22 protein-coding genes are annotated in these 25,309 nt (G+C 69.6%); 11 read left to right on the top strand and 11 right to left on the bottom strand.

Features of this window, described 5'->3' with window-relative positions; translation table 11 throughout:
• Position 1: 1 nt before the first annotated feature.
• The 3 genes from DFP88_RS01675 to DFP88_RS01665 all read right to left on the bottom strand — a co-directional run bounded on the left by DFP88_RS01675 (position 2) and on the right by DFP88_RS01665 (position 4,746).
• Positions 2 to 2,572 (bottom strand): HWE histidine kinase domain-containing protein, encoded by a 2,571-nt coding sequence (locus DFP88_RS01675; RefSeq protein WP_110812705.1) that lies wholly within the window; start codon positions 2,570 to 2,572, stop codon positions 2 to 4.
• Positions 2,572 to 3,180, bottom strand: coding sequence for a heme oxygenase-like domain-containing protein (locus DFP88_RS01670; RefSeq protein WP_110812704.1), 609 nt, complete (start codon positions 3,178 to 3,180; stop codon positions 2,572 to 2,574). Before DFP88_RS01670 ends, DFP88_RS01675 begins: the two co-directional genes overlap by 1 nt.
• Positions 3,181 to 3,303: 123 nt before the next feature.
• Complete coding sequence (locus DFP88_RS01665; protein ID WP_110812703.1) at positions 3,304 to 4,746, bottom strand: Glu/Leu/Phe/Val family dehydrogenase; 1,443 nt, start codon at positions 4,744 to 4,746, stop codon at positions 3,304 to 3,306.
• 215 nt (positions 4,747 to 4,961) lie between these two features.
• Here DFP88_RS01665 and hisB point away from each other — a divergent pair, with 215 nt between their 5' ends.
• Together hisB and hisH are read left to right on the top strand one after the other, a co-directional pair.
• Positions 4,962 to 5,546: an imidazoleglycerol-phosphate dehydratase HisB gene (hisB, locus tag DFP88_RS01660; protein ID WP_110812702.1), complete on the top strand. Its 585-nt coding sequence runs from the start codon at positions 4,962 to 4,964 to the stop codon at positions 5,544 to 5,546.
• Positions 5,543 to 6,184 carry an imidazole glycerol phosphate synthase subunit HisH gene (gene hisH, locus DFP88_RS01655; protein WP_110812701.1) on the top strand — a complete coding sequence of 214 codons (642 nt, stop codon included), beginning with the start codon at positions 5,543 to 5,545 and terminating at the stop codon, positions 6,182 to 6,184. The genes hisB and hisH overlap by 4 nt, the downstream gene beginning before the upstream one ends.
• Positions 6,185 to 6,200: 16 nt before the next feature.
• Here the strand turns inward: hisH and DFP88_RS01650 are convergent, their stop codons facing one another.
• On the bottom strand, positions 6,201 to 6,593 hold the full coding sequence (locus DFP88_RS01650) for a DUF2147 domain-containing protein (protein WP_110812700.1): 393 nt from the start codon (positions 6,591 to 6,593) through the stop codon (positions 6,201 to 6,203).
• A 151-nt stretch (positions 6,594 to 6,744) separates the two neighbouring features.
• Between DFP88_RS01650 and hisA the strand changes: the two genes are divergently transcribed.
• Positions 6,745 to 7,461, top strand: a complete 717-nt coding sequence (hisA, locus tag DFP88_RS01645) for a 1-(5-phosphoribosyl)-5-[(5-phosphoribosylamino)methylideneamino]imidazole-4-carboxamide isomerase (protein WP_110812699.1) — start codon at positions 6,745 to 6,747, stop codon at positions 7,459 to 7,461.
• Here hisA and DFP88_RS01640 read toward each other — a convergent pair.
• Positions 7,458 to 8,051 carry a MarR family winged helix-turn-helix transcriptional regulator gene (locus tag DFP88_RS01640; RefSeq protein WP_181418535.1) on the bottom strand — a complete coding sequence of 198 codons (594 nt, stop codon included), beginning with the start codon at positions 8,049 to 8,051 and terminating at the stop codon, positions 7,458 to 7,460. The genes hisA and DFP88_RS01640 overlap by 4 nt on opposite strands.
• Positions 8,052 to 8,175: 124 nt before the next feature.
• On the opposite strand from DFP88_RS01640, the gene DFP88_RS01635 reads away from it, so the two are divergent.
• From DFP88_RS01635 to DFP88_RS01625, 3 genes are all read left to right on the top strand, one after another.
• On the top strand, positions 8,176 to 9,735 hold the full coding sequence (locus DFP88_RS01635; protein ID WP_110812697.1) for an MDR family MFS transporter: 1,560 nt from the start codon (positions 8,176 to 8,178) through the stop codon (positions 9,733 to 9,735).
• A 68-nt stretch (positions 9,736 to 9,803) separates the two neighbouring features.
• On the top strand, positions 9,804 to 13,244 hold the full coding sequence (locus tag DFP88_RS01630; RefSeq protein ID WP_110812696.1) for a pyruvate carboxylase: 3,441 nt from the start codon (positions 9,804 to 9,806) through the stop codon (positions 13,242 to 13,244).
• A 161-nt stretch (positions 13,245 to 13,405) separates the two neighbouring features.
• Positions 13,406 to 14,410: an LLM class flavin-dependent oxidoreductase gene (locus DFP88_RS01625; protein WP_110812695.1), complete on the top strand. Its 1,005-nt coding sequence runs from the start codon at positions 13,406 to 13,408 to the stop codon at positions 14,408 to 14,410.
• Between the two features lie 52 nt (positions 14,411 to 14,462).
• Here DFP88_RS01625 and DFP88_RS01620 read toward each other — a convergent pair whose 3' ends face one another.
• Positions 14,463 to 15,635, bottom strand: a complete 1,173-nt coding sequence (locus DFP88_RS01620) for a type III PLP-dependent enzyme (protein WP_110813279.1) — start codon at positions 15,633 to 15,635, stop codon at positions 14,463 to 14,465.
• 440 nt (positions 15,636 to 16,075) lie between these two features.
• On the opposite strand from DFP88_RS01620, the gene DFP88_RS01615 reads away from it, so the two are divergent.
• The 3 genes from DFP88_RS01615 (at position 16,076) to DFP88_RS01605 (ending at position 17,200) form a co-directional block, all read left to right on the top strand.
• Complete coding sequence (locus tag DFP88_RS01615) at positions 16,076 to 16,282, top strand: cold-shock protein (RefSeq protein ID WP_110812694.1); 207 nt, start codon at positions 16,076 to 16,078, stop codon at positions 16,280 to 16,282.
• 72 nt (positions 16,283 to 16,354) lie between these two features.
• Positions 16,355 to 16,579 carry a hypothetical protein gene (locus DFP88_RS01610; protein ID WP_110812693.1) on the top strand — a complete coding sequence of 75 codons (225 nt, stop codon included), beginning with the start codon at positions 16,355 to 16,357 and terminating at the stop codon, positions 16,577 to 16,579.
• A gap of 51 nt (positions 16,580 to 16,630) precedes the next feature.
• On the top strand, positions 16,631 to 17,200 hold the full coding sequence (locus tag DFP88_RS01605) for a pseudouridine synthase (protein ID WP_110812692.1): 570 nt from the start codon (positions 16,631 to 16,633) through the stop codon (positions 17,198 to 17,200).
• On the opposite strand, the gene DFP88_RS01600 is transcribed toward DFP88_RS01605, so the two are convergent.
• The 3 genes from DFP88_RS01600 to DFP88_RS01590 form a co-directional block, all read right to left on the bottom strand.
• On the bottom strand, positions 17,179 to 17,859 hold the full coding sequence (locus DFP88_RS01600; RefSeq protein WP_110812691.1) for a D-lyxose/D-mannose family sugar isomerase: 681 nt from the start codon (positions 17,857 to 17,859) through the stop codon (positions 17,179 to 17,181). The two genes, DFP88_RS01605 and DFP88_RS01600, sit on opposite strands and share 22 nt — an antisense overlap.
• Positions 17,860 to 17,884: 25 nt before the next feature.
• Positions 17,885 to 18,661 carry a gamma-glutamyl-gamma-aminobutyrate hydrolase family protein gene (locus DFP88_RS01595; protein WP_110812690.1) on the bottom strand — a complete coding sequence of 259 codons (777 nt, stop codon included), beginning with the start codon at positions 18,659 to 18,661 and terminating at the stop codon, positions 17,885 to 17,887.
• Between the two features lie 128 nt (positions 18,662 to 18,789).
• The gene (locus DFP88_RS01590) at positions 18,790 to 19,701 is read right to left on the bottom strand and encodes a LysR family transcriptional regulator (RefSeq protein WP_220032271.1); all 912 of its coding nucleotides are present in this window, start codon (positions 19,699 to 19,701) and stop codon (positions 18,790 to 18,792) included.
• Positions 19,702 to 19,813: 112 nt separating this feature from the next.
• On the opposite strand from DFP88_RS01590, the gene DFP88_RS01585 reads away from it, so the two are divergent.
• Positions 19,814 to 20,077 (top strand): hypothetical protein, encoded by a 264-nt coding sequence (locus DFP88_RS01585; protein WP_110812689.1) that lies wholly within the window; start codon positions 19,814 to 19,816, stop codon positions 20,075 to 20,077.
• Here the strand turns inward: DFP88_RS01585 and DFP88_RS01580 are convergent.
• Both DFP88_RS01580 and DFP88_RS01575 read right to left on the bottom strand, forming a co-directional pair.
• Positions 20,074 to 22,233, bottom strand: coding sequence for a malate synthase G (locus DFP88_RS01580; RefSeq protein ID WP_110812688.1), 2,160 nt, complete (start codon positions 22,231 to 22,233; stop codon positions 20,074 to 20,076). The two genes, DFP88_RS01585 and DFP88_RS01580, sit on opposite strands and share 4 nt — an antisense overlap.
• 99 nt (positions 22,234 to 22,332) lie before the next feature.
• Positions 22,333 to 22,659, bottom strand: coding sequence for a hypothetical protein (locus tag DFP88_RS01575; protein ID WP_110812687.1), 327 nt, complete (start codon positions 22,657 to 22,659; stop codon positions 22,333 to 22,335).
• A gap of 99 nt (positions 22,660 to 22,758) precedes the next feature.
• Here DFP88_RS01575 and pepN point away from each other — a divergent pair, with 99 nt between their 5' ends.
• A complete protein-coding gene (gene pepN / locus DFP88_RS01570) occupies positions 22,759 to 25,308 on the top strand; it encodes an aminopeptidase N (RefSeq protein WP_110812686.1) in 2,550 nt (849 codons plus the stop codon).
• Position 25,309: the final 1 nt, after the last annotated feature.

The following is a 25,309-nucleotide window of genomic DNA, read 5'->3' as shown; positions in this document are numbered from 1 at the left end:
GTCAGCCCGCCGCGGCGGAGCGGGCCGCCAGCTCGGCCATGGCCTGGCGGACATGGGTGAGGGTATAGGGTTTGCGCACCACGGGCATCACCGGGTAGCGGCCGATCACCTCCTCGCGCGCGCCGTAGCCAGTCGCGAGGATCGCCGGGATGCCGGCCTCGCGGCAGGCCAGGGCCACGGGCAGCGAGATCTCCGAGCCGAGGTTGATGTCGATCAGCGCGAAGGCAATCGCCTCCGTGCCCAGAATGCGCAGCGCCTCGGGGACGGAGGCGGCGGTATGCACCCGGCTGGCGCCGAGGTCGGACATCATGTCACCCGCATCCATGGCGATGATCATGTTGTCGTCCACCACCAGCGCCTGCCCGTCGATCCGCGTCTCCTGCGGGCCGGCGGCAGGGGCCGGCGCCGCGGCGCCCTCTGCCGGGGCCTCCTGCAGGCGGACGTGCTGGGCCGGCAGGCGGAACTCGGCCTCGAGGCCCGAGACCTTGTAGCTGACCTGCGCCGTGCCCTTCAGCTCGAAGGGGATCGACCGCTCGATGATCGTGGTGCCGAAGCCGCGGCGCTGCGGCGCGCGCACCGGCGGGCCATCATGCTCGACCCAGCGCAGCATCACCGCCCCGTCGCCCTGCTGCGCGATGGTGACGGCGACCCAGCCGCTGCTGTCCGACAGCGCGCCGTATTTCGCGGAATTGGTCACCAGCTCGTGGATCACGAGGGCGAGCGTGGTGAAGGCGCTTGGCGACACCTCGACGGCATCGCCCTCGATCTTCAGCCGGTCGCCCTTTTGCGACAGGAAGGCGCCGATCTCGTTGGCGATCAGCTCGCGGATGCTGATCCAGGAATAGTCCGTCTGGGTCAGCTGGTCGTGCGCCAGCGCCAGGGCATGGATGCGGTCGTCCAGCACCCGGTGATAGGCCTCGATCGAGGTGGCGCCGCCGCGGCCCTGGCTGACAAGGCCGCGGATCAGGTTCAGGATGTTGCGCACCCGGTGGTTCAGCTCGGCGATCAGCAACTCCTGCTGCTCCTGCGCGCGGCGGGCGGCATCCTGCGCCTCGTCCGACAGCTTGAGCACGACCTCCAGCAGCGTCACGCGCAGCGCCTCGGCGGCGCGCTGTTCCGCTGCCCGCCAGGGGGCGGAGCGGCCGCGCACGACCTCGGACCAGGCCTCGAAGCTCTTGCGGGGGTGCAGGCGCGGGCCGTTCGGCCCCTGCTGCACCGCCTTCTCGGGGTTGCCGGCCCAGGTGACGGTCTGCCGCTGCTCTCGGCGGAAGAGCACGATGTAGTCGCGCGGCGTGCGCGAGATCGGCAGCGCGAGGATCCCCGCCGCGCGGTCGGCGAAATTTTCGGCCTGCGGATAGACCTCGGCCAGCCGGTCGGTGCTGTAGACGGTGCCCGGCTCTGCGCCGTTGAGAAAGCGCGCGAGACCCAGCATCTCTTCTTCGTTGACCGCAGAGCCACGGACATGGAAGCGGCCCTTGACGTAAAGCGCGATCCCGTCGTGCGGGATCACCGCGCCGATCTCCTCGGCCATCGTCTCGAAGCCGTCGGCGATGTCGTCGCCGCTCGAGATCTGGGCCATCAGCCGGTCGTGAAGCTGACGCGCCCGCTCGATCTCGGCCATCTCGGCCTCGGTCTCGAGCTGCGCCAGCTCGTAGGAGAAGAGCTGCGCGAAAAGCTCGATCGCGCTGCGGCGCTGGTAGTCGACGTGGAAGGCCTCGGAATGGTGGCAGGCGAACAGCCCCCAGAGCTTGCCCCGCCGCAGGATCGAGACCGACATCGAGGCGCCGACGCCCATGTTGCGCAGGTACTCGATATGGATGGGCGAGACGGCGCGCGTCACCGCCATCGACAGATCCAGCGGCTGGTCCTCGCGCTCGGGCACCGAGAGGATCGGATGGGTGGGATCGTCCACGTCGCCGATCAGCCGAAGCAGGTTGCGCAGGTAAAGCGCGCGGGCCTGTTTCGGGATATCGGAGGCCGGATAGTGCAGCCCGAGGTAGGGATCCATCCCCGGCTCCATCGCCTCGCCGACGACGGTGCCGGCGCCGTCCTCGCCGAAGCGGTAGACCATGACGCGGTCGATGCCCGTCAGCCGCTTCAGGCCGAGCGCGGCCTTCTGCGCCGCCTCCTCGAAGGTGGACTGGGCGCGGACGCGGGCGATCAGCGGCTGCACCATCGCCAGATCGTCGCGGTTCGGGGCGCCGATCTCGGGCTCCATCTCGATGACGCAGAGATCGCCGGTGATGTGGATCGACAGATCGAAGCGGCGGCCATCGCCGAACATGTCGTAGGCGTAGATCCGGGCGGCCTGACCGTCGCTGCCGAGGACATGCATCCGCCGGCGCAGATCGTCGCGGACGGAGGCGCTGACCACGGTGTCGAGGCGCTGCCCCAGCAGGGCCTCTGCGGCATGGCCGATCACCTCCTCCGTATTGGCCGAGGCCTGGACCACCGTCCAGTCCGGGGCCACGGCCAGCAGGCAGCCGAAGGATTGCACCCGCCCCAGCAGGTGGATGGGCTCGCGATCGCAATTCGTCAGATCGACGGATCGCTCGGCGTGGTCGTCAGGCATCAGGCAGTTCCTTCAGGGCGCGTCTCGGCGGCCCGGTCCGCTGCATCGAGGGCGGTTTCGAATAGGGCGAAAAGGGCGGCAGCGTCGCGCACCACGCAATCCGCGCGGGGCCCGGAGGCCGGCATGTCATCGGTCCGGTCGCAAAAGGCGCGCCAGCCCTCGATCCCGGCATCGGCCGAGAAATAGGCATCGGCCCGGGCGAGGTCAGGGTCCGCGGTCTCGGCCCAGCTGCGGCGCAGCATCTTGGTGCCAAGACGGGAGCCATGCAGGATGTAGCCCGCCGCCAGCGGATCGACGCGGGCCGGCGGCAGCGGAGAAAGGGCCGGCACCGAGAGGCTGCGCAGATCGCGCCCCAGACGCCCGGCCAGATCGGCAGCGAGGTCCTGCAGGTCCGGCTCCGCCGCCTCGTCCCCCTGCCCCGCAAGGCCGCGGGCCAGGCTGGAAAAGGCGGCCTCGTGCGACTGGGCGAAGCGGATGAAGCCGGGGCGCGTGTCGATGGGCCGGGCCGAAAGACGGACGTCGAACGCCTCGTGCGCCCCACGCGTATCGCGCCGCAGCCTCTGCCTCAGGGAATCCTCCGGCAGGGCTGCCGGATCGGGTCGTGTCATGCGGAGCGCGGTCCTGTCGCTGCCATGCAGAGAGCGAAACCTAGAGGCCCCCACCCCCGGGGACAAGGATCTGCCCCCGGGGGATGCACAAAAACGGAAAATCCGTACGATCTCGTGCAGTCGTCACAGCCCCTTGGCACGGTAGCTGGCCGCAACCCGCTCGATCGAGACGAGGTAGGCGGCGGTGCGCAGGTCGTGCACGTCGCTGCGCCCGTGCCAGACCGTCCGCATCGCCTGGTAGGCCGTGCGCATCGTGTCATCGAGGCCCGAGCGCACGAGCTCCAGCTCGCCGGCGCCGCGCAGGTAGCGCTCCTTGAAGCCGGGCGAGAGCGTCCAGCCCAGCTGCTTGTCGGCGCTCAGCCGCTCCAGCTCGTCGACCAGAAGCTGGTGACGCGCCTCCTCGGCGCGGCGCTGCATCCTCCCGAAGCGGATGTGGCTGAGGTTCTTGACCCATTCGAAGTAGCTGACCGTCACGCCGCCCGCATTGGCATACATGTCGGGGATGATGACGCAGCCCTTCTCGCGCAGGATCTCGTCGGCGCCTGCGGTGACGGGGCCGTTCGCGGCCTCGACGATCAGCGGCGCCTTGATCGCATGGGCGTTGGTGAGGTTGATCGTCCCCTCCAGCGCGGCGGGGATCAGGATATCGCAGTCCGCCTCGAGCAGCTTGCTGCCATCGGGCTCATGCGCGGCGCCGGGATAGCCGGTGATGCCGCCATGCTCGCGGATCCAGTCGTAGACCGCCTGCACGTTCAGCCCGGCCTCGTCGTGCAGCGCGCCGTCGCGCTCGATGATCGCGGTGATGCGGCAGCCGTCCTCTTCGGACAGAAACTTGGCGGCGTGGTAGCCGACGTTCCCCAGGCCCTGCACGATCACCCGCTTGCCCGAGAGGCTACCCGACAGCTTCGCCGCGGCGACATCCTCGGGGTAGCGGAAGAATTCGCGCAGGCCGTATTGCACGCCGCGGCCCGTCGCCTCGATCCGGCCGGCGATGCCGCCGGCGTTCAGCGGCTTGCCGGTGACGCAGGCATTGGCGTTGATGTCGGTGGTGTTCATCCGGCGGTACTGGTCGGCAATCCAGGCCATCTCCCGCTCGGAGGTGCCCATGTCGGGCGCCGGCACGTTCTGGGACGGGTTGATCAGGTCGCGCTTGGCCAGCTCGTAGGCGAAGCGGCGGGTGATCCGCTCCAGCTCGTCCTCCTCCCAGTCGCGCGGGTTGATCCTGAGGCCGCCCTTTGAGCCGCCGTAGGGCACCTCGACGAGCGAGCACTTGTAGGTCATCAGCGCGGCCAGCGCCTCGACCTCTTCCTGGTGGACGTTGGGCGCGTAGCGGATGCCGCCCTTCACCGGTTCCATGTGCTCGGAATGGACGGAGCGGTAGCCGGTGAAGGTATGGATCTGCCCGCGCAGCCGGACCCCGAAGCGCACCGTGTAGGTGGCGTTGCAGACGCGGATCTTCTCCTTCAGGCCGGGACTCATGTCCATCAGCGCCACGGCGCGGTCGAACATCAGATCGACGGAGTCGCGAAAGCTCGGTTCGGCCTTCAGGTCCTGGTTCTGGCTCATGGTCTCGGCTCTCCTGTCTCGTGGCCGGCGCCGCGCGTGCGGCCCTGCTTCGGGACCATCTTAGTCCGATTCTGAGGCGCAGCTACTTAACAAGTTCAAAACACGGACCTCTTGTCGGGGCAGGCGGCGGCGGGGCCAGCGCCGATGACGCTGCGCCGCTTGGCTTCGCCGCCTCCCCGCGCCTATAAGCGCCCCGCACGGCAAGGAGACGGCGCATGCGCGAGGCAACCATCACCCGCAGCACGGCGGAGACCGAGATCACGGTGACGCTGGGGCTCGACGGCACCGGCAAGCACGACTGCGACACCGGCGTCGGCTTCTTCGACCACATGCTGGACCAGCTGGCCCGGCACGCGATGATCGACCTGACCGTGCGCGCCAAGGGCGACCTGCATGTCGACGATCACCACACGGTCGAGGATACCGGCATCGCGCTGGGCCAGGCGCTGGCAAAGGCGCTTGGCGACAAGAGCGGCATCCGGCGCTACGGCGACTGCCATCTCGCGATGGACGATGCGCTGTTGCGCGCGGCGCTGGACCTCTCGGGCCGGCCCTATTTCGTCTGCGACCTCGGGGCGATGCCGGGCAAGATCGGCAGCTTCGACACCGAGCTGGTGCGCGAGTTCTTCCGGGGTTTCAGCACCCATGGCGGGGTGACGCTGCACCTGCACCGGCTGGAGGGGATCAATGCCCACCACGTCGTCGAGGCCGGGTTCAAGGCCGTCGCCCGCGCCCTGCGCCAGGCGGTGGAGCCCGATCCGCGGCAGTCCGGCATCCCCTCGACCAAGGGCGCGCTATGAGCCTGACCGCGCTGATCGACGTCGGGGCGGGCAACCTGCACTCGGCGCAGAAGGCCTTCGAGCGGATGGCGCGCGAGGGGGACGCCGGCACGATCCTCGTGACCGACCGCCCCGAGGACATCCGCCGCGCCGACCGCATCGTGCTGCCGGGCGACGGCGCCTTTCCGGCCTGCCGCCGCGCGCTGGCGGACTTGCCGGGCCTCGAAGAGGCGCTGCGCGAGGCGGTGGAGCGGGAGGCGAAGCCGCTTCTGGGCATCTGCGTCGGCATGCAGCTTCTGGCCGACGAGGGCGAGGAATACGAAGGGGCGCCGGGCCTTGGCTGGATCGGCGGCCGCATCACCCGCATCCGCCCCGCCGATCCGGCGCTGAAGGTGCCGCACATGGGCTGGAACGATCTGGTCATCGAGCATCCGCACCCCGTGCTCGAGGGGATCGAGACCGGCGATCACGCCTATTTCGTCCATTCCTACCAGTTCGCCGTCAGCGACACGGGCCAGCGCCTCGCCTCCTGTGACTACGGCGGGGCGGTCTCGGCGGTGGTCGGCGCCGGCACGGTGGTCGGCAGCCAGTTCCACCCCGAGAAAAGCCAGGCGACCGGCCTGCGGCTGATCGCCAACTTCCTGCGCTGGCGCCCCTGAGGGCCGTTGGCGGCGGCTACTGCCGCTGCCAGGTCCCGCCGTTGCGGCAGATGCCCAGAACGCAGCCCTCGACCTGCAGCACGTCGCCTTCCAGCGTCAGGCGCGAGTTGTAGGTCTGGTCGCGGTCCGGCGCCCAGACCTTGCCGCGGTAGGTGCCGTCGCCGCGCGGGCGCGTCTCGCTGATGATCTGCCGCCCGACCCGGTCCGAGGCGATCTCGGCCCCGTCCGGCCCAAAGGCGCGGGTCAGCGTGCCGCAGAGCGCGTCGCCGCAAGGCGCGACCTCGATGAGGCCGGTATTGCCGTTGTCGTCGGGCGCGCTGCGCCACAGCCCCTCGAGCGGGTCGGCCAGCGCGCCGGCAGCCCCTGCGGCCCAGAGCGCCAGAGCGAGCGCGATGGTACGTGGTGTCATGATGATCCTCCCAGCCGGCCTCCCCGCCGGCAGGATCAGACTGGCGCGCGGGCGGCGCGGCTGGCAAGCGCGACTGTCCGTAACGTCACGTTGCATCCGGCGACGGCCCGTGCTCTTGCAGCCGCGCGTAACAGGAACGAAGGCTCCGACGATGATCCTCTACCCCGCCATCGACCTCAAGGACGGTCAGGCCGTGCGCCTGCTGCGCGGCGAGATGGACGCCGCCACGGTCTTCAGCGACGATCCCGCAGCGCAGGCGCAGGTGTTTCAGGAGGCGGGCGCCGAATGGCTGCACCTCGTCGACCTGAACGGCGCCTTTGCCGGGCGCCCGGTGAACGCGGCGGCGGTCGAGGCGATCCTAGCGCGGGTGAGCGTGCCGGTGCAGCTGGGCGGCGGCATCCGCGACATCGCCACGGTCGAGCACTGGCTGGATGCCGGCATCAGCCGGGTGATCCTTGGCACCGCGGCAATCGAGGATCCGGAGTTCGTGCGCCAGGCTGCGCAGCGGTTTCCGGGGCAGGTCGCGCTTGGCATCGACGCGCGCGGCGGCAAGGTCGCGACGCGCGGCTGGGCCACCGAGACCGAGACCGAGGTCACCGATCTGGCCCGCACCTTCGAGGACGCCGGCATCGCCGCGCTGATCTACACCGACATCCTGCGCGACGGCGCCATGGCCGGCCCCAACGTCGCCGCGACCGAGGCGCTGGCCCGCGCCGTCTCGATCCCGGTCATCGCCTCGGGCGGGGTCTCCTCGCTCGCCGATCTGACGGCGCTGCGCGACACCGGCGTCATCTCCGGCGCGATCTCGGGCCGCGCGCTCTATGACGGCGCGCTGAAGCTGGACGAGGCGCTGACGGCGCTGCGCTAGGACTGCGGCGGCGCCCCGGCCTCGGCCTGCATCGCCTCGGTCGCGGCCTGAAGGCCCTGCGCGTAGCGCCGGACCTGGGCCGCGAAACCGGCGATCTCCTCGGGCGTCCAGCCGTCGAAGACCTGCGCGAGGGCGCGCCACTTCTCGGCCCGCACCGCCTGCAGCACAGCCTCGCCCTTCTCCGTCAGCGCCAGAACGGATCGGCGGCCGTCGCCCGGCGAGGCGCCGCGCTGCACGAAGCCGGCGGCGACGAGGTCGGCGGCGATCCGGCTGGCGCGCGAGGGATCGACCGCAAGCTCTCCGGCCAGAAGGCCCACGGTCGGCTCGGCGGCGGGACGCCCGACGCCGGCCTGCAGTCGCACGACCGCCGTCAGCCCGTGGAACTGCGCCGGCTCCACCCCCAGCTGCAGCCGCGACAGGATCGTCGAGAGCAGCTCTCCCTTGGCGATCATCCGGCTCCAGATGAAGCTCGCCGTCTCGAAATCCAGCAGCGGATCGATCGCCGCCTCGGCGAAGCCCTGCGCGCGCAGCCTCTCGGCCGCCTCGTCCCTGCCCCGTGCGAGGGGCGCCTGATCGCTCGGTCCGGTCATGGCCCCTGCTGCGACCGGGGACGGGGGCCTGTCAATCGAAACCGTTCCCAAATTCGTGCGATTGACACATAGTTGCCCTGCGCATAGGTCCGCCGAAGCTCCCAGCCCCTCCCGCGAGGCCGCCATGACCGATATCACCGCCTCGCCCGAGGCTGCCGCCCGCGCCGCGCGCGCCGCCGGACCCGCCCCCAGAACGCCCGAGACCGGGCCCGAGGGGAGCAACGTGCCGGTGGTCATCGCCTCTGTCGCCGTGCTGCTGCTGCTTGCCTCGCTGGACCAGTCCATCGTCTCGACGGCGCTGCCGACCATCGTCGCGGATCTCGGCGGTCTCGATCACCTCAGCTGGGTGGTCACCGCCTATATCCTCGCCTCCACCGTCTCGGCGCCGCTCTATGGCAAGCTCGGCGATCTCTATGGCCGGCGCGTCATGGTCTTCGTCTCGGTCGGGGTCTTCCTGCTGGGATCGGCGCTTTGCGGGCTGGCAGGCTCCATGCTGTTCCTGATCCTCGCGCGCGCCTTGCAGGGGCTGGGCGGCGGCGGGCTGATGGTGCTGGCGCTGTCGATCATCGGCGACATCATCCCCCCGCGCGAGCGCGGCAAGGTGCAGGGCGTCTTCGCGGCGGTCTTCTCGCTGTCCTCGGTCGCCGGCCCGCTGCTGGGCGGCATCTTCGTCGAGCGCTTCACCTGGCACTGGATCTTCTACATCAACCTGCCCTTCGGCCTTCTGGCGGTGCTCGGCTTTGCCAGCGCCTTCAAGCCGCTGGGCCAGCGCACCCGGCACAAGATCGACTATGCCGGCGCGGCGGCGCTGAGCCTCGCGCTCGGCGCGCTGGTGCTGCTGACCTCGCTGGGCGGGACCACCCTGCCCTGGACCTCGCCCGTGATCCTTGCGCTCGGCGTTCTGGTGCTGGTGGCCCTGCCCGGTTTCCTGCTGATCGAGGCGCGGGCGGCGGAGCCGATCCTGCCGCTGTCGCTCTTCGCGATGAACACCTTCTGGGTGACCTCGGTCGTCGGCTTCGTCGCCGGCGCGGCGATGTTCGGGGCGATCACCTACCTGCCGATCTTTTTGCAGATCGCGCGCGGCTCCTCTCCCACCCTCTCGGGGCTGGAGCTGATCCCGATGATGGCGGGCGTGCTCATCGCCTCGAACAGCTGCGGCGCGATCATGCGGCGCACCGGGCGCTACCGCCCGCTGCTGATCGCCGGCCCCGCTTTCCTGCTGGTCGGCATGCTGCTTCTGACGACGATCACCCCCGAGATGCCCTTCTGGCGCTTTGCCCTGACGCTGGGCCTCGTCGGCTGCGGCATGGGCTGCATCTTCCCGGTCACCACGACGGCGGTACAGAACGCCGTCCCGCGCGAGGTGATGGGCGCGGCCACCGCGGCGGGGCTGATGTTCCGGCAGGTCGGCGGCAGCCTCGCGGTCGCGCTGTTCGGCGCGCTCTTCGCGGCGCGGCTCTCCGTCCTCGGCGGCGCCGAGGGGCTGGAGATCGGGCCCGAACTGGGGCCGCAGACGCTTGAGGGGCTGGATGCCGCCGCGCGCGAGGGCATAGCGCAGGCGGTCACGCAGGCGCTGCACCCGGTCTACATGATCGCGGCGGGCGCGGCCCTTGTCGGCCTCGTCTTCGCGCTGATGCTCAAGGAGCTGCCGCTGCGCGGACAGGGACCCGCCGCGCGGGGCTGATCGCCCGCGCCCTTGCCTTTTCCGCGGTGCAGCAACACCATGCCCCCGTACCGGTTTCGGGGGACGTGATGGCCGAGTTTCAGAAAATCCTAGTCGCCAACCGCGGCGAGATCGCGATCCGCGTGATGCGCGCGGCGAACGAGATGGGCAAGAAGACGGTCGCCGTCTTCGCCGAAGAGGACAAGCTCTCGCTGCACCGCTTCAAGGCGGACGAGGCCTATCGCATCGGCGAGGGGCTGGGCCCGGTTGCCGCCTACCTGTCGATCCCCGAGATTATCCGCGTGGCCAAGATGGCCGGCGCCGACGCGATCCACCCCGGCTACGGGCTGCTCTCCGAGAACCCCGATTTCGTCGATGCCTGCGACGCCGCCGGCATCACCTTCATCGGCCCGCGCGCGCAGACCATGCGCCAGCTTGGCGACAAGGCCAGCGCAAGGCGCGTCGCGATCGAGGCCGGCGTGCCCGTCATCCCCGCGACCGAGGTGCTGGGCGAGGATATGGAGGCGATCCGGGCCGAGGCCGCTGAGGTCGGCTATCCCCTGATGCTCAAGGCCAGCTGGGGCGGCGGCGGCCGCGGCATGCGGCCCATCGCCTCGGAGGACGAGCTCGAGGCCAAGGTGCTGGAGGGCCGGCGCGAGGCCGAGGCCGCCTTCGGCAACGGCGAGGGCTACCTCGAGAAGATGATCATCCGCGCCCGCCACGTCGAGGTGCAGATCCTCGGCGACCGGATGGGCCAGATCTACCATCTGTGGGAACGCGACTGCTCCGTGCAGCGGCGCAACCAGAAGGTCGTCGAACGCGCCCCCGCCCCCTACCTGTCCGAGACGCAGCGCGAGCGGATCTGCAACCTCGGCAAGAAGATCTGCCAGCACGTCAATTACGAATGCGCCGGCACGGTCGAATTCCTGATGGATATGGACTCGGGCGAGTTCTACTTCATCGAGGTGAACCCCCGCGTTCAGGTCGAGCATACCGTGACCGAGGAGGTCACCGGCATCGACATCGTGCGCGCGCAGATCCTGATCGCCGAGGGCAAGAGCATCATGGATGCCACCGGCTGCGCCTCGCAATACGACGTGCAGCTCGACGGGCACGCGCTGCAATGCCGGGTGACGACCGAGGATCCGCAGAACAACTTCATCCCCGATTACGGCCGCATCCAGACCTACCGCAGCGCCACCGGGCCGGGCATCCGTCTCGACGGCGGGACGGCCTATTCCGGCGCCGTCATCACCCGCTACTACGACAGCCTGCTGACCAAGGTCACCGCCCGCGCCCAGACGCCCGAGATGGCGATCGCCCGCATGGACCGCGCCCTGCGCGAGTTCCGCATCCGGGGCGTGTCGACCAACATCGATTTCGTCATCAACCTGCTGCAGCACCCGGTCTTCCTGTCGAACGAATACACGACCAAGTTCATCGACACGACGCCCGAGCTTTTCGACTTCGCCCATCGCCGCGACAGGGCGACGCGGCTGCTGACCTATATCGCCGACATCACCGTCAACGGGCACCCCGAGACGGCGGGCCGCGCCCAGCCCCCGGCCGAGGCGCGCATCCCCCGCGCCCCCGCCCTGCGCGTGGAGACCCCGCCCGAGGGGACGCGGCAGATCCTCGACCGGGATGGCCCCAAGGCGCTGGCCGACTGGATGAAGGCGCAGACCCGCCTTCTCGTCACCGACACCACGATGCGCGACGGGCACCAGTCGCTTCTGGCCACCCGGATGCGCAGCATCGACATGACCCGCGTGGCCCCCGCCTATGCCGCCAACCTGCCGCAGCTTCTGTCGGTGGAATGCTGGGGCGGCGCGACCTTCGACGTGGCCTACCGCTTCCTGCAGGAAGACCCCTGGGAGCGGCTGCGCGCCATCCGCGCGGCGATGCCGAACCTGCTGACCCAGATGCTGCTGCGCGCCTCCAACGGCGTCGGCTACACGAATTACCCCGACAACGTGGTGCAAAGCTTCGTCGCGCAGGCCGCGACATCCGGCGTCGACATCTTCCGCGTCTTCGATTCGCTGAACTGGACCGAGAACATGCGCGTCGCGATGGACGCGGTGATCGAGGCCGAGAAGGTCTGCGAGGCGGCGATCTGCTACACCGGCGACCTGCTGGATCCGGACCGCGCGAAGTACGACCTCAAGTACTACGTCGCCATGGCGAAGGAGCTCGAGGCCGCAGGCGCCCATGTCCTCGGCCTCAAGGACATGGCGGGCCTGCTGAAGGCGCCCGCCGCCCGCGCCCTCTTCAAGGCGCTGAAAGAGGAAGTCGGCCTGCCGATCCACTTCCACACGCATGACACCTCCGGCGGGGCCATGGCGACGCTGCTCGCGGCGAGCGAGGCGGGCGTGGACGCGGTCGATGCCGCGATGGACGCCCTTTCGGGCAATACCAGCCAGCCGACCCTCGGCACCCTGGTCGAGGCGCTGGCCCGGACGGAGCGGGACACCGGCCTCGACGCCGGCGCGATCCGCGAGATCAGCAACTATTGGGAGCGCGCCCGCGCGCATTACGCCGCCTTCGAGACCGGCCAGCAGGCCCCGGCGTCGGAGGTCTACCTGCACGAGATGCCGGGCGGGCAGTTCACCAACCTCAAGGCGCAGGCCCGGTCCCTCGGCCTTGAAGAACGCTGGCACGAGGTCGCCAAGACCTATGCCGACGTGAACATGATGTTCGGCGATATCGTGAAGGTCACGCCCTCGTCCAAGGTGGTCGGGGACATGGCGCTGATGATGGTGGCGCAGGGTCTGACCCGCGCGCAGGTCGAGGATCCGGCGACCGACGTTGCCTTCCCCGATAGTGTCATCGACATGATGCGCGGCAACCTCGGCCAGCCCCCCGGCGGCTGGCCCGAGGCGCTGCAGAAGAAGATCCTGAAGGGCGAGACCCCGATGACGGATCGCCCCGGCGCCCATATGGCGCCCGTCGACCTTGCCGCGGCCAAGGCGAAGCTGGCCGAGGATCTGGGACAGCCGGTCTCGGACGAGGATCTGAACGGCTACCTGATGTATCCCAAGGTCTTCACCGACTACATGGCCCGCCACCAGACCTACGGCCCGGTGCGCGCCCTGCCGACGCGCACCTTCTTCTACGGCATGGAGCCGGGCGAGGAGATCAGCATCGAGATCGACCCCGGCAAGACGCTGGAGCTGCGCCTGCAGGCCGTGGGCGAAACCACCGAAGAGGGCGACGCCCGCGTCTTCTTCGAGCTGAACGGCCAGCCGCGCACGATCCGCGTCGCCGATCGCAAGGCCGCCGCCACGACGGCCAAGCGCCCCAAGGCCGAGGCCGGAAACCCTGCCCATGTCGGCGCGCCGATGCCCGGCGTCGTCGCCACCGTGGCCGCACAGGCCGGCAAGCCGGTGGCGCAGGGCGATCTTCTGCTGACGATCGAGGCGATGAAGATGGAGACCGGCATCCACGCCGAGAAGGCCGGCACCGTCAGGGCCGTCCACGTCGCCCCCGGCGCGCAGATCGACGCCAAGGACCTGCTGGTCGAGATGGAGTGACGCCCCGGCGGGCGGCGGATCACCAGCGCCCCGCCGGTCCGGGCGCGGGCCGCGCCATGGCGCGGCGGCGGCCGAGCGGGGGCTCGATGCCCCCCGAGGCCGCCCTCCCCCTTTGCGCGGCAGCGGCGGCGCCCCATATCGAGGCGCTAAGGAGACGCGTCATGCAGAACTATTCCCTACTCGATCTCGCCCCCGTGGTAGAGGGCCAGAGCACGGCCGAGGCGCTGGCGAATACCGTCGATCTCGCCCGCCATGCCGAAGGCTGGGGCTATCACCGCTACTGGCTGGCCGAGCATCACAACATGCCCGGCATCGCCAGCGCCGCGACCTCTGTCGTGATCGGCCATGTCGCGGGCGCCACCAAGACGATCCGCGTCGGCTCCGGCGGGATCATGCTGCCGAACCATGCGCCCCTCGTCGTGGCCGAGCAGTTCGGCACGCTCGAGACGCTCTATCCCGGCCGGATCGACATCGGCCTGGGGCGCGCTCCGGGCACGGACGGGGCCACCGCGCAGGCGCTGCGGCGCTATTTCTCCAGCGCCGACCAGTTCCCGCAGGACGTGGTCGAGCTGATCAATTACCTCGATGACGAGGACGGCGCCGCCCCGGTGCGGGCCTATCCCGGCGCAGGCACGCAGGTGCCGGTCTGGATCCTCGGCTCCTCGCTCTTCGGCGCGCAGCTCGCCGCGCATCTGGGGCTGCCCTATGCCTTCGCATCGCATTTCGCGCCGCAGATGCTGGGCGAGGCGATCGCCGCCTATCGCAGCGGCTTCAAGCCCTCGGCCCGGCTGGCGAAGCCGCATTTCATGATGGCCGCCGGGCTCTTCGCCGCCGAGACGGACGAGGAGGCGGTCTACCACCGCTCCTCGCAGATGCTCAGCTTCGCGCGGATGCGCACGGGCCGCCCCGGAAAGCTGCCCGCGCCGGTGGAGAATGTCGCCGATCACGTGCCCGCGCAGGCGCTTGCGGGAGCCGAGGCCGCGCTCGCCGTTTCGGCCACCGGCAGCCGCGACACGGTGCGGCGCCAGCTCGAGGTGCTGATCGACGAGTACCAGCCCGACGAGCTTCTGCTGACCAGCATGATCCACGACCACGGCGCGCGGCTGAAAAGCTTCGAGATCGGGGCCGAGGTCCTGGCCGGGATGCGCGTCGCCGAAGCCGCCTGACCGCGGCGCAGGGGACAGGAAAAAGGGGGCCGCGAGGCCCCCTTTTTGCGTCTCAGATCACCTCGACGTCCAGCGGCGGGAAGCCGTTGAAGCAGACCGAGGAATAGGTCGAGGTATAGGCCCCGGTGCCGCGGATCAGCACCCGGTCGCCGGATTTCAGCGCCAGCGGCAGGTTCATCGGCCGCTTCTCGTACAGCACGTCGGCGCTGTCGCAGGAGGGGCCGGCAAGGATGCAGGGGCCCGTCGCCTCGCCGTCGTGCGGGGTCACGAACTCGTAGCGGATCGCCTCGCCCTCCGTCTCGGCCAGCCCCGAGAAACGGCCGATCGAGAGGTAGACCCAGCGGTGCATGTCGCGGTCGGACTTGCGCGAGGTCAGCATGACCTCGCAGGCGATGACGCCGGCCTCGGCGACCATGCCGCGCCCCGGCTCGGCCATCAGGTGCGGCACGCCCGGAAAGCGCTCTTCGACCATCGCCACCACGGCGGCGGCGTAATCGGTCGGCGCGTCGATCGCCTCGCCGTAGAAGGCCGGGAAGCCGCCGCCGATGTTCAGCAGCTGCAGGTCGTGACCCGCCTCCTGCGCCGCGGCCCAGATGCCCGAAAGCTTGTCGAGGACGGGGGTCCACATCTCGGCCCGCCGGGTCTGGCTGCCAACATGGAAGGAGAAGCCGACGGGCCGCAGGCCCAGCTCGGTCGCGCGGTCCAGAAGCTCCAGCGCCATGCTGCGGTCGCAGCCGAACTTGCGCGTCAGCGGCCAGTCCGCCGAGGAGGTCTCGACGATCAGGCGGATGTAGACGCGCGCGCCCGGCGCGTTCTCGGCGATCTTTTCCAGCTCTTCGGCGGCATCTGCCGCGAAAAGGCCAATGCCCGCGTTATGCGCGAAGGCGATGTCGCTGGCGCGCTTGATCGTGTTGCCGAAGCTGACGTGCTCGGGGCGCGCGCCCTGGCTGAGGCAAAGCTCGATCTCGCCGCGGCTGGCGGCATCGAAATGCGCGCCCAGCTGCACGAGGCGCTCGATGATCGCCGGATGCGGGTTCGCCTTGACGGCATAGTGAATGTCGGCGCGGCCGAGGCCCGCACGCAGGGCGCGGAACTGCGCCTCGACCCGGTCGAGGTCGATGACCAGCGTCGGCCGGTCGAAGGGCGCGGTGGCGGCATAGGCCTCGAGGCGCGAGGATACGGGAAGGCGCGCCGACGCCGAAGCGTCAGAGAAATGCAGGGTCATGGTCATCTCCGCCAGACAGGGGGGCCCAAGGGCCGGCTCGTTCCAATGGAGACGTTACCGTCGCTGCATAAACGCGTGCTGGGCTCGTTCGTCTGCCCCGTCATCGGGGGCTGGCGACCAGGCGTGGCCAGAGGCGCGTGCGTTGGCGTCTTGAGGCGGCATGTGGCCCATGAGGGGATTCGGATCAAGGGCCTTTCTCCCCCCGGCGGCAGTTTTTTCCATCATGCCGCTTATCCCCCTGATACCGGGCGTCAAAACGCCCAGAACCCGGTCATTGCATTTAGGGGCTTGCGCCGAAGCCCGCCCTGCCCCATCTTCCTAGGGCTACCGCTTTTCTATTGCATCTCTGTCTGCGCTTTCCGGCCTCAGTTGATCGATCGAGACCGCGTTCGCCACGCTGCCGCATACTGCGGGCAGCAAAGAGACAGGAGACCACGGATATGGCCACTGGCACCGTGAAATGGTTCAACACCACCAAAGGCTTCGGCTTCATCGCTCCGGACGGGGGCGGCAAGGACGTTTTCGTGCACATCTCTGCCGTTGAGCGTTCGGGCCTGTCCGGCCTCGCCGACGACCAGAAGGTGAGCTACGACATCGAAAGCGGCCGTGATGGCCGTCAGTCGGCCGTCAACCTCGAGCTGGCCTGATTGATCGGGCGGGGCCACTGGCCCCGCCCTTTTTCGTTGGCCCCCGGGCCAATCGACACGACGAGGACCCCGATGCCCTCCACGCCGCCGCTCTTCAAACCGTCCAAGTCCGAGACCCGCGCCGAAGAGACGACGCGCGTCGCGACCGAGATCATCTCGGCCGACAACGACAAGCGGAAGGCGCAGAAGGATCGTCTTCAGGCCGCCCGCCTCGAGCAGCAGGCGAAAGCCGCCGCAGAGGCGAAGCCCGAGCCGAAGAAAAAGACCCGCGCCAAGGCCAAGAAGACCGCCGGCTAGCGCGGCCCGCGCCACTGGCGCCCTGCGTCCCCCGGCGCTAAAAGGACGGCCATGAGCCGCCTCATCCTGTTCAACAAGCCGATGGACGTGCTGTCGCAGTTCACCGACGCGAAGAGCGTCACGAAACGCGCGACCCTGTCGGATTTCATCGACAGTCCCGGCGTCTATCCCGCAGGCCGCCTTGACCGCGACAGCGAGGGGCTGCTCTTGCTGACCGACGACGGTCGGCTGCAGGCCCGCATCGCCGATCCCGCCCATGCGCAGGCCAAGACCTACCTCGTGCAGGTCGAAGGCGCCCCGACGGAGGCCGATCTGCAGCCGCTGCGGGACGGTCTGCGGCTGAAGGACGGGATGACCCGCCCGGCCGAGGCGCGCTGCATCGCCGCGCCCGACCTCTGGCCGCGCGTCCCGCCCGTCCGCTTTCGCAAGACCGTGCCCGATGCCTGGATCTCGCTGACGATCCGCGAGGGGCGCAATCGGCAGGTCCGCCGGATGACCGCCGCCATCGGCCTGCCGACGCTGCGCCTCGTGCGCTGGCGCATCGGCGATTGGAGCGTCGAGGGGCTGGAACCGGGCGCCTGGCGCGAGGTTCCGGCGCCTCAGCCCAGCCAGCTGCGGTAGTCGCTGACCAGCAGGTGCTCGGGCGAGGCATCCTCTTCGACCGGGCCGAAGGGGCCGATCTCGTCGCGAAAAAGGGTATCTCCGGCTGTATCGCCCGCGGTCGAGACCGTGCCGATCAGCACGCTGCCGCCCTCGCCCCAGAAGGCATGCCAGTCGCCGGGCCTTAGCGTCAGGCTCTCTCCGGGCTGCAGGCGGATGCGGTCGCCGGGGGCGAAGTCGCAGGCGATACCGTCGCGCAGCACCCGCCCGCCGCGCCCCTTGGCGAAGCCGCCCCTGTCGTCGGACCCGTAAAGCTCCACCACCAGCGCGGCGCCGCCACGGTTGATGATGTCGCCGGCCCCATGGGTATGGCTCCGCATCGGCGAGAGCTGGTCCTGCCGGCTGACCAGCAGCCGTTCGGCATAGCCGGTCCCCTGCGCCCGGTCCGCCGGCGTCACGTTGCGCAGGGTGAAAAGCACGAGCCCGCTCCGGTCGAAATCGCCGGTGCCGTAGTCCGTGACCTCCCAGCCACAGCCCGCCTCGATCACCCCGCGGGCGCTGTCGCGCCGCGCCATGAACTCCGCCGGGCTCCACCAGGCCCAGGGCGGCAGATGGAGGCCCTGGCTGCGGACGACCTCCGCGGCCTCTGCCATGACGGTATTGATGCGCGAGCGTCTCATGTCCCTGCCCTCCCCCGGCAGCGCGTCAGGCGCTTTGCAGCACCTGCACCGGGGTGCGGCTCGCGGCCCAGGCGCGGCAGGCGCGGCCAAAGGCCTCGAACAGCGGGCGAGAGACGGGATCCGCGGCGGCGTTATACTCAGGGTGCCACTGCACCGAGAGGGTAAAGCCCGTGGCCCCGCGCACGTAAAGCGCCTCGGGCGTGCCGTCGGGGGCATGGCCGTCGATGGCGATGCGCGCGCCGGGCCGGTTCACCCCCTGCCCGTGCAGCGTGTTGGTCATCACCTCGGTCCGGCCGAAGAGGCGGTGGAAGGGTCCGCCCTCGGTGAAGGTCACGACATGGCGCAGGGCGAACTTCTCCTCGATCGTGCCGTCGGGGGGCATGCGGTGATTGTCGCGCCCCGGCAGATCGCGGATTTCTGGGTAGAGCGAGCCTCCCATGGCCACGTTCACCTCCTGAAAGCCGCGGCAGATGCCGAAGAAGGGCTGCCCCCGCTCGACGCAGGCGCGGATCAGCGGCAGCGTGACGGCATCGCGGTTGCGGTCGAAGGCGCCATGGGCGGGCGTCTCCTCCTCGCCATATTCACCCGGATGCACGTTCGGTCGCCCGCCGGTGAAGAGGAAACCGTCGCAGGTCTCCATCAACTCCGGCACGCTGACGAGGGTGGGGTCGGCCGGCACGATCAGCGGCAGCCCCTCGGCGACCTGCGCCACGGCCGAGGCGTTCATCGTGCCTCCGGCATGGCTGTTGTAATCGTCGACGGTAAGGCTGTTGCTGATGATGCCAATAACGGGGCGGGACATGCGACCTCCGGTTTGCCTGCCCCCAAGCTAGGCCCTGCCCGGCGCGGTGAAAAGACCGCGCAGAGCCTTTGTGCACCCGTGCAAGGCAGCTGCCCGGCAATTGGGCAGCCGGCGGCGCGGCGCCCGCGTTAACCGCGGGCGGAGAAGGCCGCGCGCAGGTGATCGGCCGCCGCCCGCACCGGCGGCGCGGCATCAAGCGCCACGGCAAGCGCAAGCCCGGTGTCGGGCAAGGGCGGCAGACCGGCAGAGGCAGGCGCCTCGACCACCCCTTCCCCCAGTTGCGACAGGGGAACGGGTGCCACCGCCAGATCCGCGCGCAGCGCCGCGAGCTGGCAGACCGTATGCGCGCTCTTGAAGGCGATGCGGTAGTCCCGGCCCTGCGCCTGCAGCGCGGCGAAACCGGCCGAGGCCCAGCTGCAACTTTCGTCCCAGGCAGCGACGGGCAAGGGATGACGCTCTGCCGCGACACCGCTGCGCGCGATGCCCCAGACCAGCGGCTCTTTCCACAGCAGCTCCAGCTCGGCATCGACGACGGTCGTCTCGCCCCCGTCGCAATCTACGGTGAACAGCGCGAGATCGAGCGACAGCACCGAGAGTCCCTGCCGCAGCTGCTGGCGCAGGCGGCGCGTCAGCCCGACCGAGACGTCGACGGTGACGCCCGGATGGCTGTCGCCGAAGCGGCGCAGCAGATCGGGCAGCACCGAGGCGGCGACGTGGTCGGGGGCCCCCAGCCTGACGGTGCCCGCAAGGTCGGGGCTGACGAAACGGGCCAGCGCCTCGCGGTTCAGCGCCAGCATCCGGCGGGCATGCTCCAGCAGCGCGCGCCCGTCCTCCGTCAGGGCGACGGAGCGGCTGTCGCGCAGGAACAGCGGGCGCCCAAGCAGATCCTCCATCTTCTTGACCTGCATCGAGATGGCCGAGGGCGTGCGATGCACCACCTCCGCCGCGGCGGAAAAGCTGCCCCGCTCCGCGATGGCGATCAGGCTGCGCAGAAGATCGAGGTCGAGCAGCGGCGGCTCCGGCAGGGTCATCCGGTTCATCTGACAGATTTCCTGATCTTTGGGATCACATCTATTCGTTTGATTGAACGGTGCCATGTCGCCAGCTTCGAGTCAACGGCCCAGCGAGGGGCCGCGACAGCGGAGAGAGACGATGATGATCACCCTGCCCCACCTGAACGTCGGACTTTGCCTGACCTTGGCTCGCCGCCCGCCGCGGCCCCCGCGCCGGCCCCGCCGGCGGCTGCGCGACATCGACCCGCGCCTCCTCGAGGATCTGGGCGTGTCGCGCCGCGACCTAGAGATCGCGACCCGGCTCCCCTACTCGCACGACACGCAAACGGCGCTGCAGATGCTGCAGCGCCGTGAGGGGGCCGGGGCCGAGTGGCAGGCCTTCGTACGAAGGAGCGGGCGCTAGAGCGTGGCCTTCAGCTCCAGTCGGCGGCGGTGCAGGACCGGCTCGGTGTAGCCGGAGGGCTGCTGGCGCCCCTCGAAGACGAGGTCGCAGGCGGCGCGGAAGGCGAGGCCGTCGAACCCGGGCGCCATCGGCTTGTAGCCGGCGTCGCCCGCGTTCTGGCGGTCCACCACCTCGGCCATCTTCTTCATCGCCGTCAGAACCTGATCCTCGGTGATCACGCCGTGATGCAGCCAGTTCGCCAGCGCCTGAGAGCTGATGCGGCAGGTGGCGCGGTCTTCCATCAGGCCGACGTCGTGGATGTCCGGCACCTTGGAGCAGCCGATACCGGCATCGACCCAGCGCACCACGTAGCCAAGGATGCCCTGCGCGTTGTTCTCGACCTCCTGCTGCACCTCGGCGGCGTCGAAGTTGCGGCCCGTGGCCAGCGGGATCGTCAGCAGATCCTCGAGGCTGCCGCGCGGGCCGCCCTTCGCCAGCTCGTCCTGCCGCGCCATGACGTCGACGACGTGGTAATGCGTCGCGTGCAGCGTGGCGGCGGTGGGCGACGGCACCCAGGCGCAGGTCGCGCCGGCCTTGGGATGGCCGATCTTCTGGTCGAGCATCGCCTCCATCCGGTCGGGCATGGCCCACATGCCCTTGCCGATCTGCGCCCGGCCCTTGAGGCCGCAGGCAAGGCCGATATCGACGTTGCGATCCTCGTAGGCGGCGATCCAGGGGGCGGACTTCATCTCGCCCTTGGGGATCATCGGCCCGGCCTCCATCGAGGTATGAATCTCGTCGCCGGTGCGGTCGAGGAAGCCGGTGTTGATGAAGGCGACGCGATGCTTCGCCGCGCGGATGCATTCGGCGAGGTTGACCGAGGTGCGCCGCTCCTCGTCCATGATGCCCAGCTTGACCGTGTAGCGCGGCAGGCCCAGCATCTCCTCGACCGCGCCGTAGACGGCATCGGCGAAGGCAACCTCTTCGGGGCCATGCATCTTCGGCTTCACGACATAGACGCTGCCGGTCACCGAGTTCCGCGGCCCTTCGGTCTTTTGCAGGTCATGCATCGCAATGAGCACCGTCACCACGGCGTCGATCAGCCCCTCAGGCACCTCGCGGTCGTCCTGGTCGAGGATCGCGGGGTTGGTCATCAGGTGGCCGACGTTGCGCACCAGCATCAGGCTGCGGCCCTTGACCGTCATCTCAGCGCCATCGGGCGCGGTGAATGTGCGGTCGCCCTCGAGCCGGCGGGTCATCTTTTCGCCGCCCTTGGTGAAGCTGGCGGTCAGATCGCCCTTCATCAGCCCCAGCCAGTTGCGATAGGCCAGAACCTTGTCCTCGCCATCGACAGTGGCGACGCTGTCCTCGCAGTCCATGATCGCGGTGACGGCGGATTCGAGGCGGATGTCGGAGATGCCGGCGGCATCGGTGCTGCCGATGCGGCTGGTGGGATCGATCACGATCTCGATCAGCAGGCCGTTGGCGCGCAGCAGGACCGCGCCATCCGTGCTGCCCGCGTATTGCGCGGGATCGGCAAGGCCGGTCTCGCCCATCGGGCCTTCGACGGCGAGGCGCTCGCCCGTGCTCCAGAGCCGGGTGACATCGCCCCAGCTGCCGCCCGCGAGCGGGGCTACCTTGTCGAGATGCGCCTTGGCCCAGGCGATGACCTTGGCGCCGCGCGCCTCGTCGTAGCCGCCGCCCTGCGGCAGATCGCCCAGTGCGTCGGTGCCGTAGAGCGCGTCGTAAAGGCTGCCCCAGCGGGCATTGGCGGCGTTCAGGGCGAAGCGGGCATTGGTGATCGGCACCACGAGCTGCGGGCCGGGGCGCAGCGCGATCTCGGGATCGACGTTCTCGGTCTCGATCTCGAAGGCGGGGCCTTCGGGGACGATATAACCGATCCGCTCGAGGAAGGCGCGGTAGTCGCCTGCGTCGATCTCCTGCCCGCGGTGCATCTTGTGCCAAGCGTCGATCTCGGCCTGCATCCGGTTGCGGGTCTTCAGCAGATCGTCGTTCTGCGGGCGGAAGCGGTGGATCAGCTTGGCGACATCATTCCAGAAGGCGCCGCGATCCAGCTCCAGCCCTTCGAGCGCCTCGTCCTGCACGAACGAAAAAAGCACGGGGTCGATGAAGAGCCCGTGCCGTTCGATGCGCTGTTCCTTGTCAGGCTGGGCCATCCTGCCGCCTCCCTCTGCGTTCCTGCGTCGCGCACAGACCTAGTGGAGGCACCGTCAGGCGGCAAGGCGGCAGCCCCGGCAGGCCGGGGCCGCTGCGCGTCATTGCTGGACGTCGGTCTCCTCGACGCCCGCGCCTTCGCCGCCGTCCTCGACGATCGCCTCTTCCGGCGCCGCCTGGTCGGGCGTGACGGTGGTCGCGCCGCCGACGGCCTCGGCCCCCTCGTTCGCGCCCTCATCGGTGTTGATCACTTCGCCCGTCGAGGTGTCGAGGACCTGCTCGGCCTCCGGGGTCTCGCCTTCGCCGAAGACGAAGAAGGACAGGAGCACGATCATCACGACGCCGAACAGCGCGGCGAGCCCCATGCCGACGAGCGGTGTGCGGTGCTGACGTTCCTGCTTTTCGACGTCTGTATGGGGGGCGGACATGGGTATGGCTCCTATCGGGGTCGCGAAGGGGGCCGCTTGCGGCCCGGGGGTTAGGGGCATAACTACCGGCGGCCCATTCGGTTCACACAGGAGACGGCGATGCGCGATGCTGCACCCCAGACGATTTACCTCAAGGACTACGCGCCCTTCCCCTGGCTGATCGACGGGGTCGAACTGACCTTCCGCCTGTCGCCCAAGGCGACGCGCGTCACCTCTCGCATCCGCTTCCGGCCGAACCCCGATGCGCCCTCCGGCCCCTTCTTCCTGAACGGCGAGACGATGACGCTCCTCTCCGCCCGGATCGACGGCGCCGAGGTGCAGCCCGAGATCACGCCCGAGGGGCTGACCTGCGCGGTGCCCGACGGCCCCTTCACCTTCGAGGCCGAGGTCGAGATCGACCCCGAGGCGAACACCTCTCTCGACGGGCTTTACCGCTCGGGCGGGATGTACTGCACGCAATGCGAGGCGCAGGGCTTCCGCAAGATCACCTTCTACCCCGACCGCCCCGACGTCATGGCGGTCTTCACCGTCCGCGTCGAAAGCGAGATGCCGGTGCTGCTGTCGAACGGCAACCCGGTGGACCAGGGCGACGGCTGGGCCGAATGGCACGATCCCTGGCCGAAGCCGGCCTACCTTTTCGCGCTGGTAGCGGGCGATCTCGTCAGCGTGCCGGGCCACTTCACGACCCGCTCGGGCCGCGCGGTCGATCTGAACATCTGGGTGCGTCCGGGCGACGAAGGCCGCGCGGGCTGGGCGCTCGAAAGCCTGAAGCTGTCCATGCGCTGGGACGAAGAGGCCTACGGGCGGGAATACGATCTCGATGTCTTCAACATCGTCGCGGTCGATGATTTCAACATGGGCGCGATGGAGAACAAGGGGCTGAATATCTTCAACTCCCGCCTCGTCCTCGCCAGCCCCGAGACCGCGACCGACACCGACTTCGAGCGGATCGAGGCGGTGATCGCGCATGAGTATTTCCACAACTGGACCGGCAACCGCATCACCTGCCGCGACTGGTTCCAGCTGTGCCTGAAAGAGGGTCTGACGGTCTTCCGCGACCAGAGCTTCACCTCCGACGTGCGCTCGGCCCCGGTGAAGCGGATCGAGGATGCGATCCTGCTGCGCGCCCGCCAGTTCCGCGAGGATCAGGGCCCGCTGGCGCACCCCGTCCGGCCCGAAAGCTTCGTCGAGATCAACAACTTCTACACCGTCACCGTCTACGAGAAGGGCGCCGAGATCGTCGGCATGCTCAAGCGCCTTGTCGGGGACGAGGGGTACCGCGCCGCGCTCGACCTCTATTTCGACCGGCACGACGGGCAGGCCGTGACCATCGAGGACTGGCTCAAGGTCTTCGAGGATGCGACGGGGCGCGATCTGACGCAGTTCGCCCGCTGGTACAGCCAGGCCGGCACGCCGCATCTCACCGTCACCGATGCCTTCGAGGACGGGCGCTATACCCTGACCTTCCGGCAGGAGACCGCCCCCACTCCCGGCCAGACCGAGAAGGCGCCGCAGGTGATCCCGATTGCCGTCGGCCTTCTGGGCGCGAATGGCGACGAGGTGGTCCCGACCACCCTTCTCGAGATGACGGAAGCCGAGCAGAGCTTCACCTTCGAGGGGCTCACCGGCAAGCCCGTCCCCTCGATCCTGCGCGGCTTCTCCGCCCCGGTGGAGATCACGCGCGAGAGCAGCGGGGCCGAGAAGGCCTTCCTGCTGGCGCATGACACCGATCCCTTCAACCGTTGGGAGGCCGGGCGCGACCTCGCCCGTGCCACGCTGACGGCGATGATCCTCGAGGATGCCGCCCCTGACGCGGGCTGGCTGCAGGGCCTCGGGGCCGTGCTGCGCGACACCGCGCTCGACCCGGCCTTCCGCGCGCTGGTGCTGGCGCTTCCGACGCAGGACGAGATGGCGGCGCACCTGGCGCGGCTGGGCCATGTGCCCGACCCGCTGCGCATCCGCGCCTGTCACCGCGCCCTGCGCGAGGCCATGTCCGAGGCGCTGGAGGATAGCCTGCCGGCCCTGCACGAGGACGCGCAGATCCCGGGCGAGTATTCGCCGCAGGCAGAGCCGGCGGGCCGCCGCGCCCTTGGCAATGCCGCGCTGGGGCTGATCACCCTGCGCGACGGCGGCGCCCGCGCCCGGGCGCAGTTCGAGACGGCGGACAACATGACGCAAAGCATCGCCGCCCTCGGCGCGCTGCTGGCGATCGGCAAGGGGCAGGACCAGCTCGCCGCCTTCGAGGCCAGGTGGAGCCACGACCGCCTCGTCATGGACAAGTGGTTCGGCCTGCAGATCGCGCTGGCAGAGCCGGAGGAGGCCGCCCCCCTGACCGAGCGGCTGACGCAGCATCCGGGGTTCGACGTGAAGAACCCGAACCGGGTGCGCGCCGTCTTCGGCAGCCTCTCGGGCAATGCGGCGGGCTTCCATGCGCCCGGCGGCGCGAGCTACGCGCTGCTCGCCGATTGGCTGATCCGGCTCGATGCGCTGAACCCGCAGACGGCATCGCGCCTTTCGACCGCCTTCGACAGCTGGCGCCGCTACGACGAGACGCGGCAGGGCCAGATGCGCGCCCAGCTCGAGCGGATTGCGGGCACGGATGGCCTCAGCCGCGACCTGTCGGAGATGGTCCAGCGCATGCTGGGCTGAT

The organism is Pseudoroseicyclus aestuarii, assembly GCF_003217255.1.
GTDB classification, from domain to species: Bacteria; Pseudomonadota; Alphaproteobacteria; order Rhodobacterales; family Rhodobacteraceae; genus Pseudoroseicyclus; species Pseudoroseicyclus aestuarii.
The sequence above is the reverse complement of the archived record's forward strand: the minus strand, read 5'-3'. Positions and strand labels throughout refer to the sequence as shown.